Source organism: Methanovulcanius yangii, assembly GCF_018687785.1.
Classification (GTDB): Archaea; Halobacteriota; Methanomicrobia; order Methanomicrobiales; family Methanomicrobiaceae; genus Methanovulcanius; species Methanovulcanius yangii.
In genome coordinates this window covers 609,244-626,693 of record NZ_LTBL01000001.1, presented here as the reverse complement: position 1 = coordinate 626,693, position 17,450 = coordinate 609,244, and the positions used below count along the sequence as shown (strand labels likewise).

Sequence of the window (17,450 nt, the reverse complement as noted above, 5' to 3'; positions counted from 1 at the left end):
TCGCCTCTTGATATTTTATTAAAAAATAGGCCTCTGTTTGTTCTAATTGCTCTAAAAAAGATTCTATTGATTTTCCTCTTTTTTTGTTAATCCATCCATATCCTTTTAATAATCGAATAAGGATTTTTGATTCCGTTTTTCAGTGATAAAAGTCTCGTTTTTCCCTTTTGCTCTCTTGAGAACTTTTTGCACATCCGATACTTCAACCTCATTGAAATCGCCGCGTTCCGATTCAGCTATCATTTTTTCAAACTCTTCATCACCGAGGATTTTTCTGGCATGCATCTCGCATTCTGCCCAGCTTTCTTTCGCTGAACTTTCAAGTTGCCAAGGCAGGAATCGTTCACCAAGCCGTTTCCTGACAGGAACGGTAATCCCATTCGGTGTATCGAAGGCAATGGTCCCATCAGCGAGCACTTCATAAGTAATCGTTTCTGGTATCATCCATCCTTCTCCGTCATTCTGAGCGTAGAAGGCCTCTAAGCCCATAGTCTTCAGATCCAAAAACGCCTTCAGTAAAAGAACTGTATGACGAAGCTCAGGATCTTTATCTTTGTCCACCCGCCAGAAGCCTTTGGGATCGAATTCTTTTGAGAGTGATCTAATATTATATGTCGAATGCCCGCAATCTCTTAGAATCCATCCCATATCCTCAGCAGAAAGTCCATAGAAATATGCAATAATTGAATCGAGAATACAGCGAAGTCTTAGACGCTCATGTGGAGTGATAGCCCAACATGATTTCCAACTACGATTAATTTTATTGGGATAATCATCCTTTATTTGCATCCAGATGGCAGCGAATAACTGATTTGGTAATAATAATTCTACTGAATATTGACACAATCTTTCTCCAGAGGTATGTAATTGAACTGGAGTTGGCATTTCTTCTAACACACTCCAAATCAAAGATGTTCCACCTAATCGTGTTCTAACTGCATAATCAAATGGTATTGAATTGAATACCGACAATAATTGAAATATATTGTTTATAGAATAATTCATAGGGGTTAGTGTTGGAACCTTATGATTGCAGGGCATATCAAAAATTCCTGTTGCAATTGCTGTTCTTGAATTGGTTGCAGAGGTTACATCCATCATACCTAATTTGAATTTTTTTGAAACCCTTGGATTATCCTTGAATTTACTTTTTGAAATTAAATATTGCGGCTCAATCACCTTCTCATCCCATGGAATATCCCGCCAAACAGCACTCCTTCCAGTTCCACTTACCCATCCTTTCTCAGAAAAGTCAAACTGGCCAATCATCCGTCCTTCATAGAGCGGGAGCGCCATATCACCAGGCTCACCAATCTTTTTCCCTCGATAAACAAGTTCCGGCGCTTCCCCTTCCGAAGGCACCCAGCGCCCATACTCATCGGGGGTATAGCCTCGCTCCTCCCACCATGCCCGGGGCGGGAAGAGGTTTGAATCATTGGTCATATGGAACTCTGCAGCATACTTAATACCCCACCCCTCTGGGCCCTGATCCCCTAGCAGAACTGAGCCGTCATAGATCTTTGTGATGATAGCCAAATCACGATCTGTCTGAGTCTCAAGAATGGAAAGACTCTTCGGGCTAAATGCATGAACCCGTTCCACCGGATAGGAAAGCGAACAATCTTCTGGTCGTTCCCAGTCCTCAAGGTCGTGGCGCATGAAGGCAACCTGGATAGCCTCTGTTCTGTTGCCTTTCTCAAGGAGAATTGGACAGAACTTTGCACGAGAATCTATATCAAATATTTTTTTCCTGTTCTCGAATCCGAATATCCACTCCCAATTACAGTGGTTCAGGAACAGTTCCCGCAATTGCTTCGTACCATTATCAGTATAGATGCCGGAGGGGACGATCATCCCGATCCGGCCGCCGGTACGGCATAGGGCATGCGCCGACTCAAGAAACATTTTGTAGGTATTGATGTCCGCGGAACCCTGATGGCGGAAGGGATGGGCACTGTCCGCATATCCGCTCTGCTGGACGCGTCGTCGCCTCCATTTGGCATGCAACCCGAGGTTCTCAGTTCTTGTACGTGAAAACGAGATCTTCGCGCCACCGACTGCCTCATCGTCCGGGTCCCCAAAGGGAAATGATGCATGCTTGTTCCAGTTTGACATCGCCTTAAACCCGGCATTGTAAAGGAGCCATGCACGCTCAATTGCGCTGTTTTGCCTGAAAAGATCTTTCTGCTGGGAGATGGCGTCCTGTTTACTTCGGGTCCGGTATACCGGGTCGTATAGGGAAAAGAACTCCTGTGACTTTGGCTTTGAAATCTCCCATGGAGGATTCCCCACAACCGCGTCGAACCCCCCGCGCCCTGCCATAAAGACATCCGGAAACTCCAGTTCCCAGTGGAAGAATCGTTGGTCTGCGGCTATCTGGCGGACCCGTTCAGTGAAGACTTCCGTCGGGTGATAGAACCGCGCCGGAGTTGGCCCGTCCTCGTCCAGCCAGTCACCAGGCCAGAACCAGACGGCACACCATCGATCAAAAGCATGGTGGAGGGCCTTGAGACCTTCATTTTCAACAAATCGCTGTCGATAGCACTGCTCCCGTTCATCGGACTGCTGAATGGGTATCGCATGAAGCCGTTCTGCAAGGGCGACCGCCTGGTTATGGAGGGTATGACCAACTTTCCCGTCCACAGCCCACTCCTCAAGCCCGGTCTGCCCTTCGGCATGCCGTCTGATATGTGCAGCAAGTTCAGGCTTTACCTGTTCCTTCAAATTCGTCTTGATTGCATCCGTCCATACGCCCTTTCTATAGTGAATGCCATTGGAATGGGTCTTGTCACCGCCCTCACGCATCCACGCCATCACCGGATATTCCTCAAACCGGTCAAACCAACATCCCACAAGGCTGTTCCCGCACCGGAGCTTATGATCAAGATAGGTAAAGGGGAGCTGACGGTCCATCGTCTCCACCCAGAGGGAGAGTTTTGCAAGCTCAACCGCAAGCGGATTGAGGTCCACCCCGTAGATACACCGTTCAGTAACATGCCGCTTTAATCGGGCCTTCAGTCGTGAATCAAAGAGTTCATCTTCCGTAGACTCTGGCATGAACTCCTCGTACGGTTTTCTGGTGAAAGGATCCTCAAAGGGAAGGGTAACAACCGTCCCGCCGGCCCGACGTTCATTGATCATCCCGTGGTGCCACAGGCTTTCAAACAGGGCTGTAGTCAGGTAACGTGATGCTCCCACCAGAAAGCTCCCCGACCCCATCGCCGGGTCACAGACTCTGAGGCCAAGTATCACATCTGGAGTCTTCGGCACCTTTACTTTCTTCTCATCAGTAGGTGTAACCTCATAAGCAAGGGGTTCAAGAGTACGGTGAACAGTCGGCACCGCGAGTTGTGGCTTGGTGTAAAATGTTCCTGAACCTTTCCGTGTACCAGTGCTCCTTATCAGGTACATCTGGCCGGGATAGACCACCTTTTGAAGGAGCCCTCTGGCCTTTATTTCAACCTCGGCCTGGAAGATAGTTTCATCCATCCTCTGTGTTCGCCGGACACGGCGGGACACCACGACAGCCCGGCATGCCCAGGCAAAGACCTGCTGCCAGAGCTCCCCTTCACCCGTCTCTGTCGAAGAAGCATCCTCTTCATCGGATTCTTCGTCAGTTTCATCAACCTCCGGTTCTGGAAGATCCGCATCATCACTGGCAGTTTCTTCCCCTTCACCGGTATCTGAGGAGTCCTCCTTTGACAACTCATTGATCAGGTTCCTGAGGGGTGTATCTTCCATATCCCTTAGCAAGGCAAATGGCAATGCAGGTTGTTTTCCGAGGTTAAGGAATACTACTGCCTCTTCTGCAGGCGTCACCATCTTCAGCCGGTAATCGAGCAGACCCTCGTACATCATCCCGATGTACTCAGTCCGCAGGTCGGAGAAGTCCACTACCCCGGGGATCCGTCGGGTGGTTCTTCCCATCTTCACTTTAACCTCCCCAAACTTCAGAAGCCAAAGGATTCGGTACACCACCGCATCGGAGATTATCACACGCCTATCTTCGTAGAGGGCCAGTGCACGGGATACCACGTCAGCGCTTGATGGTTCGCCCCTTCGAAACAGTGCACCGCCATACACCGGAACGATAAGATCTTCATATTCCGATCCCTCTGCAATTAATCTGAAGAGCGCCAGAAGGCGGTGCCATGCCTGTTGTTGTTCATGCAGGCAATCTTCGCCACCTGAACCCAGTGCTGAACGAAGTTGTGCATATAGTCCCTCCACACCGTATGACGAGTAGTAAATATCACTCTCGACCGGAAGTAACTCGCGGGATTCTGCAAAGAGAGTCACCACAATGCGCATTATCAACCGGATGGATGCCTGGTAAAGTGCATGGTGCGCTTCATTTTCTGAGATTCGGTTGCCATCAGGTTTCAGGAACAATATGTCGTCGAGTTCTCTGTGTGTTTGTCGGGACGCATCATAGGCGGAAAGCAGCAATTCTACAGCTTCACGCGTCCGCTCCCCAAGAACCTGAGACAAATCTCCCTGCTTTGACCTGCTCTCGGTTACAGCCTGCAGAAGTGGAAAGGAGATGTTTCCCGAAGGGAAGGTTCCCAACGGTCCACAGAGACTGAGAAATCCAGCGAGCTGGCGCCGTCCTGCTGCATCCTCAAACCATCGGTCAGCCTCCCATTCAACCCAGGCATCAAAGTCCAGGCCAGCGTATACCAGTCTGAACTGATGACCATTTGTGAGGAGACCAAGGGGAACGCCGGTTTCCCGGAGCAAGGCGATAAAGGCACTATACAATGCTCTTCCCCGTCCCATGCCAACCCGCTTTGCCTCATGCTCAATGAGTACCAGAAACCTTGGATCCTCGGAATCGCCTTTCATACAAAGGACCCGATCTGGCCGGAGCTTCCCACCGGAAAATCCGCTCTGGACAACAATAAACCGTTCATCGATCCTAGTGTGTTTCTGCCACCAAGACTGTTCATATCCGAAGAACCGCTCGAAGACCGTATTTAGCCAGAGATGCAATCCGGTGTGATCTTGACGATCAGACTCTGAACGTGAGAGATAAGCCAGATACCCATCACGAAGGCGCTCATAGGATTGATCATCCAGAGAAACCGGCCCATCTGGCAGCCATGAATCCAATATGGGAGACGATATTAAAAGGCCGTTTTGACGGAGTTCAGAAAACCAATCATTCACAGATTGATCGCTCATCAGGCATCACTCCTGTTTACAATAACATGAACGGCCACCGGATGGAACTCAATACCATCCTTATCTAAACTATATCGACCCGGCAATACACGGTTAATGATTCTGTCCTCTTCACGGGCAAGCCGTTCCTTTAGCCGCTCAAGGTGATCATGCTGACGCTCCCACTCCTTCTCACTCACTCTCTCTTTTAATAGCTCTAGCTCCTGCTTTCTGAGTAGATTCTCTTCAGGATCAAAGGTGAGTTGTGTTGCCTTCTCTTTGGCGCGGAGCAATTCCTTTTTCAGTTTTGCTATTGACCTATCATCCTTGCGCAATTCGAGAGAACGCCGCCGCTCCGCAAAGAGTCGAAGTTGCTCTTTTTCCTCAAGATGATAGTGCTTCTGCAACTCATCTCCTACGGTATCATTGAGGGAGGATATGATGCCACTTTTCAGTTCATCGGCATATCGTTGAACACCAAACCAATGGGAAGCAATGGAGGCACGGGCCCTCGCCACATCCGCATCCTCCATATCCGATGAAACCGACATCCGGATCTTCTCACTGTCATCTTCACCCAATATCCACATCTCTGTCCCAAATCCCACAGGTACCTCAAGAATACCAGTATGGAACCGCTCGCCAAGCTGATTCCTCAGGGCGATATCATACGAAAGATAGAACACTGCCTGGGTACTATCCGGCAGAACCCCTCTCTCCACCGTCCACCTTCTGAGACCGGACTCATTCGGTGAGAGCCATACCCTACGGCGGAATGTTGATAGTGCACGCTGCATCATTGGATGACCGAGCATTAACAGGCGTGAATCGCTGCCAGGGTGAAAGATCATCCGTCCATTTACCTTTTCTTGGACACGCTCAGGGGAAAAAACAATTTTCGGTTGAGCCCCCTGTGCGCCATTCCCGCTGATCAGAATGGTATTTTCAATCAGATTTTTCCAGTGAGGAGGCATCTTCCTGATTCGCCAAATACCTTCACCCTGGAATTCAAGGTCTCCGTTTTCCAGGTGCATCGCCTGATCCAGCAATCGGGCAAGAGACGTCTCTGTGATGCCAAGAGCCCCCATTGTCTGATCATAGGTTCCAACCGCAGACTCGTACTCCGTCTCAGAACCGCGTTTTGCATGTGAGGTATCATTCGATTCATCAGTATACTGATGGGTAAGTTCAATACGGGTATCCACATCGGTCTGGGTGACGGATCCTTTTGAAAAATATTCTAGTACCGCATCATCAAGGACCTTGCCCACACTCCCCAGATCCTCTCTGACGGTATCCACCTTTTTTACAATGAAGTCCAGAAACTTCAGTTCCTCCACCTGATCCGATACAAAGTGGAATATCGTTACATCTCGCGACTGGCCATGACGGTCAACCCTTCCATTTCTCTGTTCAAGGCGCATTGGGTTCCAGGGGATCTCCTGATGGATTACATACCTGCAGGACTGTTGCAGGTTCAAACCCTCTGATGCTACTTCTGTTGCTAAAAGAATCCGAAGTTGAGATGCCGGATCATTAAACGCGTTTTTGATTCCACGCCTGTGCTCTGTACTTGCACCACCATAGAGAGTCTGGAGATAAGGCTCGTCAATCCCTGCAGCTCTAAACCGCGCTACAAGATAATCGAGAGTATTTTTATATTCGGTAAATATGATGACCCTCTCATCGGATCGGAATAAGGAACCCTCCATCAGATTATCCCGGATCCATGTCAGAAGACTCTCGAATTTTATATCGCTGGGAAATGATGGCTGCTCATCGATGTTCTGAAGAATTGCACGACGTCCCCAACCCATACGCTCAAGCTGCCTCGTGATCTCAGCCTGATAGGGGGCTACGATATCACGGTATTTTGACAGCCACCCACCCCCATGCCTCACGGCATCGAGATCCCGCTGATCTTTTTCCATATCATCTTCAACCGGTGTTAGGGCCCGTTTCATTGAAGCATCAGCCTCTTCAAATCCAAATCCCTCGAGGCCTGTCCCTTCGACATGATCCCACCATGTCTTTGCAAAGGCATATGAGCTTGAAAGAAGGCGTTTTGTCAGGACGGAAAAAATAAATTCCGCGACTACCCGTTCACCTTTCCCGTAACGCGCCATCTGACGGGAAACTCCGTTTCTATATGCGCGGAGTGCATCGTATATGCGGGTTTCTTCCTCCGGGAACTCAAGTGCAATACCTTTGATATTCCTTCGTGGGAACCGAGGATTATCTTGGTCCGTATTGAGATCCTCTTTCATTCTCCGAACCATGATCTCCCCTATATTCGACATATCCTCTTCCTCGAGAACGCTCTTCTGTTGAAACCGTATAGGATCAAGCATCTCAAGAAGGCCAGTAAAAGATACAGTATAGCCATTATGCGGTGTCGCACTGAGGAATAGGTGATGATCACAATACATCGCCACTTCACGAAGCATAGAACAACGCTGGCTGTCGTCTGCAAACCTTGACGGAGAGAAATTATGCGCCTCGTCAACGATTAAAAGATCCCAAGGGAGCATTGCAGAATCCCTTGAACCCAGCTGCTGGGATGTTGCAATAAACTGGTTGAGAATATCCGGTTGTTTCAGATAATCCATGGATACGATGATCCTTGGATACATCTTCCATGGATTCGCATCAACCCCTACTTCACGCTGCATCCTAAAAACCTGGGCACTATCGAGAATCGTGAAATCGATATTGAATTTCTCTTTCATCTCATCCTGCCATTGAATCTGAAGAGAAGAGGGACAAATTATGATCATCCTGCGGATCCGTTTCTGGCGGATCAGCTCCTGGGCAATCAGGCCTGCTTCGATTGTTTTTCCAAGACCTACATCATCAGCTAGGAGGAGATTTGTACGAGGCATTGCCAGTGCCTTGAGAACAGGATACAGCTGATAATCCTCAACCTGAACCGCACTGAATGAAGGGGAGAGTAAATCCGAGGGCAGATATTCAACATTATCGCCATTGTAGCAATAAGATCCCTGGCCGGTCCATCTCAATGCGTCAATAAATGCATGAAACCGCTCAGGCGGATCCGGCTGGAGAGAAATATCTGCAATCTCCGGAAATGAGAAGGAAGAAAAAACCTCTGCGTTAATTTCCCGTTCCCAGATAACACTATCCTCACGGGGATATTCATGTTCATCAATATATTCAACCGAAATCAAGTGAAGAACTGTTCCATCTGAGCCAGAGCAACTTTCATATGAGTCACGAACGACTGCAGGGCGTTTACGTACGATAACACATTGGCCGGGAACAGGAATCTGCATGAATAAAGATGCACAAAGGCAAGCTTAAACGTGACTAACTAGAGAGCTAACGGAAAAGAGATAATATCCATGATTATGAGTTCTTATTTATTGCCTGTTTTCTTCGCATAAACGTTGAATATGGAACATCAATTTTGTCGGCAATTTCTTTGAAATTCATTCCTTCAGAATGGAGATAATACACATATTTCCAGTCGATTTTTTTGTAGGGCCTTCCAATGTGCTTGCCTTCAGCTCGTGCTCTTGACATTCCAACCTTTGTGCGTTCAACGAGGTTCTCCCGTTCGCGTTGAGCGCACCAGCCCAGGACTGAAACGATGAGTTGCTTAATACTAGGATCGCAATTTAGCCATGATTCATTTGGTGACAGGCTTTCGACACAAACACCAAGCCTGTCTAAATCTCTAAGAATATTGAGGGTATCCGTTAAATCACGGGAAAGCCTAGAGAGTTCATAGACATAAAGATAATCAATTTTAGAATTTTTCACGGTATCAAATAATCTTTGAAAGCCAGGCCGCGTAAATGGGGATACTGATCCAGAAACCCCCACATCCATAAAGATATTTTCTCTATGAACTCCTTTTTGCAGCAATATTGAAAGTTGATTTTCAATATTTTCCGACGCTAATGATGTACGTGCATATCCAATTATCATATGTATCCCTTATGATAATGATCTTCACTTCAATATATAAATAATTGTGTTATACCTAGTGATTATCAAAAGGGTTCCTTAATGAGATATGATTTAAGAATCTTTAGGCCATATTCGCAAGATCTCTACCGGATTCGGATCGATTCGGCATTAGAGAATTTTTCTCATCTCATCTTATTGGAAAAAAGAAAAGTGAGGGTAATTATATCCGTACCTGAATAATGTCTTCTCCGACGAATCGGATGCCATCACTCGTCGTTCCACTCAGCGTCATCGACACCTCGGCAAACTTCCCCTCAGTTTCAAAGTCCACGACAGAAAAATCCATAACCATTTGCTCGCGGCTAAACTTCACCATCATATCGGGGATGCCGTCGGCGTCGTAATCATCGACACCGCAGGGGGCGTCCGCCAGAACCTCGAAGTGTCCGTGGTCGCAGTCGAGGCAGCAGGAGAGGGCATCGGTTGTCGCCGGGTCATAGCAGTCCGGCAGCTCGATGTAGGTGGTGATGTACGGCCCGTTGCTCTTGAGGTTGAGCATGTCAGGGTCAATATCGATGGCGACCGGGACGATCACCTCGATGGTGAAGGTTTCGGTTTCCTTCAGCCCGCCATCGGAGACTTCGAATACGAATTCAGAGATCCCACCCTGGCACCGGGTCGGAGTCCATGAGAAGACTTCGCCGTCGAAGGTCGCGCCCTCTGGAAGCCCTGCTATCTCGTTTCCGTTCGGGAGGGTGGTGGTGAAGGCGGTGGTGAGGGGGTCCTCGTCTTCATCCTGATAGCTAATGGTGAGCGTGAGTTCATTTCCTGCAATGACTTCATAGTCGCTGATGGAATCGATTGTCGGAGCATGGTTTACGATAGCCTGATAGCTATCGATAAGGGTATCAGGTAGCATCATTTCCTGGCTTCCATCTCCCTCTGTATCAACGATTAATACCGTATTCGCCCCCAATTCTCCACCTACGATTGTTGCCACGGTATTTTCAGTAATTTTTACATTTTTAAAACCAATTTTTATGAAACCGGCGCCCGTGCTCCTAATTACAGAAAGGTTGAACGAATTGTCACCCATCTCAACAAATTCAGGATCTTCCTCATTGGCTAGTATTTTAAAAATATAGCCTTCTGTATCACCGAAAATGAATATCCGCTGAGGTTGCGAATCTGTCTTTGGATAGTAATAGGAACCGGGGATTTGGTAGTCCTTACTTGCAACAAGATTACCTGATGAGTCATAGGCATACAGCTCTACAGGACATTCAACGGCAAGCTCCGAGTAATACTCTGGATTAGGTAGATTATCTGGATTATATTCTAAGACGGATGCCCACCCATCACTATAGGGTTCGGATTGGGCATTTTGAAGCAGGTAAATGCTTGATTCCCATAGGGGGGGTAAGAAATAATCTTTAATCATTTTTTCAGTAAATTCGGGAAGTACTCCTTTATGGGGGACCGCATCATCATGATGAGCATTTCCAACTATGTTACCGTCAGGTAATAGGTACATTTCTAGATGATCCCGTCCAAGAGGATTAGAGACAAAATCCAAAAGACCATTTACCATATTATAATTTGGATCCCAATCACTCCAAACACCGTCATAAATTTTTAATCTATGTGCCATGGGAACATCAAAATACGGTACAGTTGCTACTTCTTTCCATTCTTCATCTCTTTCTTGCATCACTTTTTTTACAAGATCGAGGCTTGCATTTTGCCAGACCAAATTTACTGGGAGTGTTAATTTGTATTTGCTAATCTCCTCATCGTAAAACCATAGCCATAGAGGATATTCATAATTCAGATACCATTGTGGTGGATATTCATGAGGAGTGACCACATCACCCTCATCGTTCATGAAGAATAAACAATCCCAGTCATGTGCGAAGTTGCCAACATATCCTATAGTTCCCACATATATTTTCGGAACTGGTTTCGCGTAAATTGTATAAACTCCACCATCGTCTAGGACTTCCTTGCCCTCAGTAAGCCACACATAATCCCATGTTCCATCGGAGTCTACTTGGACCCTGGTGAATGTTGTTGGGTCAGAGTCAACCACAGATATCTGCGGATTGGTAAGTGAACCTCCATTCTCCGGCAGATTCGGACCAATGATGGATAAATAAACATAATCAGAGGCTGTATTCGTTCCTGAAAGGAAAATCAGGTCTCCTTTTTTGAAGATTCTACCGCTCGATCCCCCAGACTGAATGGCAATTTCAACCTTCCCATTCGGGTCATACGCATAATCTTCCGCGACTTCAATCGTCCTAGTCAAAATGTTATTCCCTTCATCACTTTCCGCAATCACGTCCTGCCAATCGGCTTCCCCCTTGACAGTGTGGGTCCCGGCCGTTGCCGTCCACGGGGAAGCGAATGAGCCATCCATAGAGGCCCCTGCAGCGAGTTGATCTATCGAGTCGACGTCGACTTCAACATCGTCCACGTAGAGTTTGCAGTCGAATGCTGCTGCGTCGGCGTTCCCGGTGTTTTGGATGGTGTAGGAAATTAAGACCTCATCCCCCTGTTGAACATTTTGATTGTCCCACGAAATGTCTGTGATTACCAAATCGGGGAAATCCGAGGGAGTTGATGGATAGACTGTAATTGTAATGTCGTCGATATATCCAGTAAACGACTGCCAATCAAAAACTGGATAATACGGAGGATTTTCATTGCCTTGGCCATGCGGTATAGTTATTATGTGTTCCCAATTTGGAGTGCCCCCCATTCCTCCATAATACAGCGTAATATTTGCTTCATCTGAGACTAATTTCACCCATCTCCAGTCATTCGTTCCACCAACATCATTGGTATGTCGTATTATGCTTCCCCATTTAAGGTAAAAATTCATGTCAGGTAATGTTATATGGCCATCGGGTCGGGGGGGATATGCTGGATTGAAGCCGTTTGAATATAATCTGACAAAAGGAGGGTAGGTCAGAGAAAATCCATCTCCATAAAATCCTACTCTCTCATTTACGTAATCAAAGGAAAAAGAGGTCTGATTCATAATAAATGCATGAACACCGGACCATAGATTACATTTGCATCGATAAACGACTTCGTAATTTTTAGACTCAATTTGCAGATTTTTGGGCATCATTTGGTAGTTACCTACAGAATTTGAATAATGCCTCAGCGCTTTATTTCCATTTTCTTCGATTATACTAAAACCAGAGCTAATAAATTCATATTTTTCCGTTGGGAGAGAAGTGTAGCTTTCGAAATTGTCTTGCCAGACGATATTACCGATTAATTCCCCACCTTCAATCTTTTCAATCTTCACATTATCCAAATAGATTGTGTTATATCCGCCATCAGATGCAAAATTTCCAGTGCTGAGTCCCCAATGTCCTAGAGGACGAGGGAGGGAATCTTCGGAATAAGCCTCAACTTTGCTTGCAACCTGTTGCCCATCAATGAAAATGTCAGCTAATTCTTGAGAAAAGTCTATCTCAACTCTCACGTGATACCATTTGCAGGGTTCCCATGTACCAAGTTTCACACTTTCCTTTCCATACCACCAGATCTCTTCATTACCATTGAATGTTACCTTATTTTCGGTATATAGGTAAGGAGACGAGGGGTATAGGAAACCTAGATCCGCCCTTCTGGTACTTGCGGCACTGGTCATGTAAACTGATCCTTCCAAAGCCACCCGCTCCGGAAGAGAAGAAACCACGTGATATTCACCCCTCGCCCAGTTTGAACCACCTACCAGTTGGAACGATTGGCCATCAACTGAAGCTGGATCAGCAGATACTTCAGATGAGATACCAAATGCACTCGCCCAATCAATAGGATTGGCGCCTATTGCATATTGCTCAAAATCATCTTCAAAGATAATCTCGGCATTCACGATCTGTACACATGAAATCACTACTAACAATGCCAGTAGGATCTTTGGAACATTCCATTTCATCGTTCTTCAACCTCATTTGACTTTGACACATCGGTGTCGGATGTTCTCGGAACGAGAGAAGAACAAATGATATCTGCCGCATGAAACGACCTATCGATAAATTCACCAGAATTACCTGATGGTCGAGTCCGTAAGTTTGGATGGCACCCATTGAGCAAAATATCGTTCGAATATTTCACTACACATCCATTCATCTCTAGCCGATAATGGAAAAAATCATGCATGTCACAGATGCCGTTGGCAAGTGAATGGATGTAACTGGTCCCCCCATATTCATCCAAATTGAATGAATGCGCGAATGAATCGATGAATTCTGACGTTATTTTAAGATTTATGATTTTATCCGGGTTTTTTCTGTACATCAATTGAAATGAAGCCAATTAATGCATTGTAAGTGATCCTGATTGACATTGCATATATTTATGTCGATTTTCTTCCTAATGCACGCAAGATTATTATGTGTGATTCCGTCTGGGCGAATCCATGACTCGCATCCAAAATACCGAGACAGGGGCCTGATGTGATACTCCTTGTCCGGGATCTCTGCCACTTCCGACCACCTCATCCTCTGGAATCGAGTTACGGCAGCTTGACCGAGGTGACCGCCTTCGCGTCACTGCTCCGCAGTTCCGCTCCGGCTTCTACGGGCTATCCACCGGCCCCACTCTCACCCCCCTCCCGCACCCTTTTTCTCTCCCGGCGATTGCGGCCTATGCCCTCTCCTCACTACCGGGGTCGTAGTCACTCTCATCTACCAGGTCCATACTGTCTTGGTGGCACGCGACCGTGACACGGAAATTCCTCGATTCTTTGCGGTAAACCGTTAGCATAACAATTCATCATTGGCTTTATTCCCAAAGCGAGTCGAAAAAGATGAGAAAGAGATCTCCAACATATAGAGGTAGAAAAAGTGTCTCGGATTCATGCTGAAAACCTTCAAAGCCCCTATACGTCGCATGTTGACATGAACAATCATTTATCAAATCTTGTGATAATAACAGGCGGTTGATGAGTATAAATATCTGAATTTCACGTGTTTTCAATGATTTTACAGGAAAATTTCAATATCAAACTGGGGTCTTATTCTAAAAATGGTGCTATAACACCCATGTGATTGTCAACAATTATTTTTAGCAGCAGTTGACATTATCAATATCCTCTCAATTTTTACCTTTTTGAAAATTATCCCATATAATGAAAGAATTTCGAGAAGGAATATCTAGATAATATTTGAGGTGAAGGGGAATTTCTAAAAGGCCCTTAATGCATAATTTTTATCCAGTAAATTTAATGATGTTCCGAATCTCGTGAATTATCAGTAGATTTTCTTTTAGCTATTCGCAAGTAATTTGCAACAACTTCGATATCTGCCATCAATTGGGTTATCGATTCAGAATCATTTTTGTATCGTTTCAAAAATTCATCAAAGATACATGCGGATAATTTATCATGCGTTTCCAACTCCACCATATCTTGATGTCCATGATCTTCCGGACTCCCATCGATATAGAAGTATCCATTCGAAATGCCCTGAAATTGCGGCAAATGAATTTTAGAGAATGGAAATGCGTAATGAATATCACTAATCATTTCCGCTCTATGAATTGAAGTATGTAAATCGATTTGTACATTGAATTCTTTTTGAAGACGAATGAATTCCATTACCGCTTTTTCCAAGGATATCCTAGTCAAATGAATTGACTCATCAATACTACTGGCGATAATATTTTGGCCAGATTGTGGATATGCAATAATTGTTCCTGGATGGATGTCAATTGTAATATCCAAATAGTTATCGACGTCATGTAAATGAAATAAATGTCTTTCAGGACCATTGGGTTGATAGGACTTTATGTAACCCGCCCTGGGATCCAATGAAGGTTTGCCAGACGATGAATAATTGATTTTTATTCGAACATTATGGACTCGACAATGAGACTTCTTTTGAATATTTGACAGTATTTGCGGGTGGACGTTGTAAATCACTCGATATTTGGAATTATTCGAATGTTTAGAGATATATCCCAATTTTTCCCATTTTATAATTCTTTTAGAAATAGCTTGTCTAGTTACTCCCAGACGACGTGCAATATGACTTTGATCAAATCCTTCATCTAAAAGTCGCAGAATTCTTCTCTCAAATGAAGTCAATTTTCGAATTACCAATGGCTTGGTAACTTTCCTTTTTCTATCAATTTGTTTAGAGTTTCCACTCTTCATTTCAGTTTTCATGTCTTTTAAGTCTCAAGAATTATTTTTTGAATTTCGATACCCAGGAAGAAGAATTAAGCCTCAAATTTGTTACGGTAGTTTCTCCTTCGATTTTTCATCATACTTTTTTAAATCAGTTGAATTCTCAATTCTCCACGATCCATCTTCAAGAAGGATATTTGCAACCTCACGATAAACAGGCGGTAATTTTTTCAGAATTCCTGAATTGATCTTATACGGTTCAGATTTTGAATACTCAATTTTGTTCATATATTCCCCTCTAAATACTGGTGATACGCTCCGCTAATTTAATAATGAGGCATTACTGGGCTTGGATTATTCATCCTTTCCTTCCCATTTTCCTCTAGGAAAAAGGTATACTCTCACTAAATATATTCTTGTTGATTGTCCGAATAATATTAGATAGATATTAAAAAATTACATGTGTAAGTCTGAAATACCAACTGTAGCTACTTATTATTAAATAGATAGGTAAGATATTGTCATTTCGATATAATACCTGAATGTCAAATCTTTTTGTGTGAACTTCAAGCAACTATATCCCGAACGAAAGAGACCAAACCCGATCATCGATATACGCGCGGCCTACATCGTGTCTTGGCCAGGGGACATCCGGGACGGGACGGCCCCCGACGTGGTCATCGCCGCCCAGGAGGCGTAGAAGGCAGCGGATTTGTTGACGGGGGTGGTTGAGATATGAGCACCGCCTTTCTTTCGGATACCTTTAACCTCCAGACCGTTGAGTGAAATTTCATGGTTCGCTATTGGCTGTCTGCACATACTGTCGATACGTGGCGGGGATTTCTTGAGAGTGGGACGCAGGATGCGGGGTGGAGCGAGAAGAAAGGAAAGAGAGTGAAGCAGATTCAGCCCGGCGATCGTTTGATCTTCTATATCGTCGGGGAGAAGGTGTTTGCAGGATATGCACAGGTGACCGAGGGGCATCACTATGATCCATCCCTTCGCTTTGCCGGAGACAGATATCCCCACAGAGTCACCTTTGATAATCTGAAAGTTCTGGACAAACAAGATTGGGTTTCGATGGATCCGTTCAAAAAGGAGCTGAATTTTTACAACTACCATAAAGGAATATATTCCTCGTTTATCTGGCGTTCTCCGTCAGAATTTGACCAACATGATGCAGGTATTCTCATCGGCAAGATCGACGAAGCGGCCGTGAAGTAAGGTGGACAGTGCTCGCCATCTTCTCCCTTATCTGAGTAAGGCTACGCTCCTTTCCTTACTTTCGCTCGTTCGGGACAGGGGCCTAGCGTGAAATCCTTGTCCTTAATTTCTGCCAATCCCGACCACCTCACCCTGCTGATTCGGCGTCCGGCAGCTCTAATGGGGGTGACCGCCTCCGCATCACTGCTCCCACAGTCACGGTCCGTGGAGGACCGACTTATGGAACACAAAAAAGAATGAATGATGATGCGGACACCTAACTTTGGGTGCTAAATTATTAATTTAATGAATAGATTGTAATTTTATGATGAGAATTGAATTATCGGAAGAAAAAGGTAGGTCTTTTACCACAGACGAGTTGAAAGATTACATTCAGAAATCTGGAAGGGACTATATAATTCAAGGGCAGGAAGCGTGCAGGAGATCAGAGCATTCATCTCCTCATAGTTTGGATTGTTGGTTAAGGGACAACTTCGCTAATTATCGTGATAGAAAACAGGCCACCAATGCTCTGATAAAGGATCTTGTCGAGACAGGAGAGTTTATAGAAGGGAAATTCCAGTGTCCAGATAGGAAGAAAAAAACAAAGAGAAAAGGTGTTCGAATAGTAAAATGACGATTTAAACCCTCAGGAAACACGGTTCTATCCCGACTTCCCTATCTCTTGCACCCTTGAAAATAACGGGCCAGTACAGGGCCAATATACGGCTTGTTGGTGCACAGGAGAAGAGAGATGGGGAAGAAGATGAAAAAAAGAGCGTGAGGTGGAAGGAGGAAGAATTGGCGATTGTGGCATTTTTTAATTAATATCTGCTGATCAATGACTAGAATTCGGTAAAACGACAAACAATCAGAGGTAAATTAAGATCTGCTTCCCCCAATAATCATATATATTTTTTCCCTACGCAATTTCTTACCGCACAAAACTATAAGGCCCCTCCCAATTTTTGGTATAAACATTGGCTGTTATCGAGGTTGGCCG

9 protein-coding genes are annotated in these 17,450 nt (G+C 45.3%); 3 read left to right on the top strand and 6 right to left on the bottom strand.

Annotation, left to right across the window (positions count from 1 at the left end):
- Nucleotides 1-105 precede the first annotated feature (105 nt).
- The 6 genes from AZH53_RS03170 to AZH53_RS03145 form a co-directional block, all read right to left on the bottom strand.
- Nucleotides 106-5,184 (bottom strand): Eco57I restriction-modification methylase domain-containing protein, encoded by a 5,079-nt coding sequence (locus AZH53_RS03170; protein ID WP_319642098.1) that lies wholly within the window; start codon nt 5,182-5,184, stop codon nt 106-108.
- On the bottom strand, nt 5,184-8,456 hold the full coding sequence (gene drmD, locus AZH53_RS03165) for a DISARM system SNF2-like helicase DrmD (RefSeq protein WP_319642097.1): 3,273 nt from the start codon (nt 8,454-8,456) through the stop codon (nt 5,184-5,186). The genes AZH53_RS03170 and drmD overlap by 1 nt, the downstream gene beginning before the upstream one ends.
- 73 nt (nt 8,457-8,529) lie before the next feature.
- Entirely contained in the window at nt 8,530-9,114 is a 585-nt protein-coding gene (locus AZH53_RS03160; RefSeq protein WP_319642096.1) for a recombinase family protein, read from the bottom strand.
- A gap of 202 nt (nt 9,115-9,316) precedes the next feature.
- Entirely contained in the window at nt 9,317-13,051 is a 3,735-nt protein-coding gene (locus tag AZH53_RS03155; protein ID WP_319642095.1) for a CARDB domain-containing protein, read from the bottom strand.
- Nucleotides 13,052-14,338: 1,287 nt separating this feature from the next.
- On the bottom strand, nt 14,339-15,271 hold the full coding sequence (locus AZH53_RS03150) for a helix-turn-helix transcriptional regulator (RefSeq protein ID WP_319642094.1): 933 nt from the start codon (nt 15,269-15,271) through the stop codon (nt 14,339-14,341).
- 81 nt (nt 15,272-15,352) lie between these two features.
- Complete coding sequence (locus AZH53_RS03145; RefSeq protein WP_319642093.1) at nt 15,353-15,532, bottom strand: hypothetical protein; 180 nt, start codon at nt 15,530-15,532, stop codon at nt 15,353-15,355.
- 504 nt (nt 15,533-16,036) lie between these two features.
- Between AZH53_RS03145 and AZH53_RS03140 the strand changes: the two genes are divergently transcribed.
- The 3 genes from AZH53_RS03140 to AZH53_RS03130 all read left to right on the top strand — a co-directional run bounded on the left by AZH53_RS03140 (nt 16,037) and on the right by AZH53_RS03130 (nt 17,275).
- Nucleotides 16,037-16,468, top strand: a complete 432-nt coding sequence (locus AZH53_RS03140; RefSeq protein ID WP_319642092.1) for an EVE domain-containing protein — start codon at nt 16,037-16,039, stop codon at nt 16,466-16,468.
- 304 nt (nt 16,469-16,772) lie between these two features.
- Nucleotides 16,773-17,084, top strand: a complete 312-nt coding sequence (locus tag AZH53_RS03135) for a hypothetical protein (protein ID WP_319642091.1) — start codon at nt 16,773-16,775, stop codon at nt 17,082-17,084.
- A 56-nt stretch (nt 17,085-17,140) separates the two neighbouring features.
- On the top strand, nt 17,141-17,275 hold the full coding sequence (locus tag AZH53_RS03130) for a hypothetical protein (protein ID WP_319642090.1): 135 nt from the start codon (nt 17,141-17,143) through the stop codon (nt 17,273-17,275).
- Nucleotides 17,276-17,450: the final 175 nt, after the last annotated feature.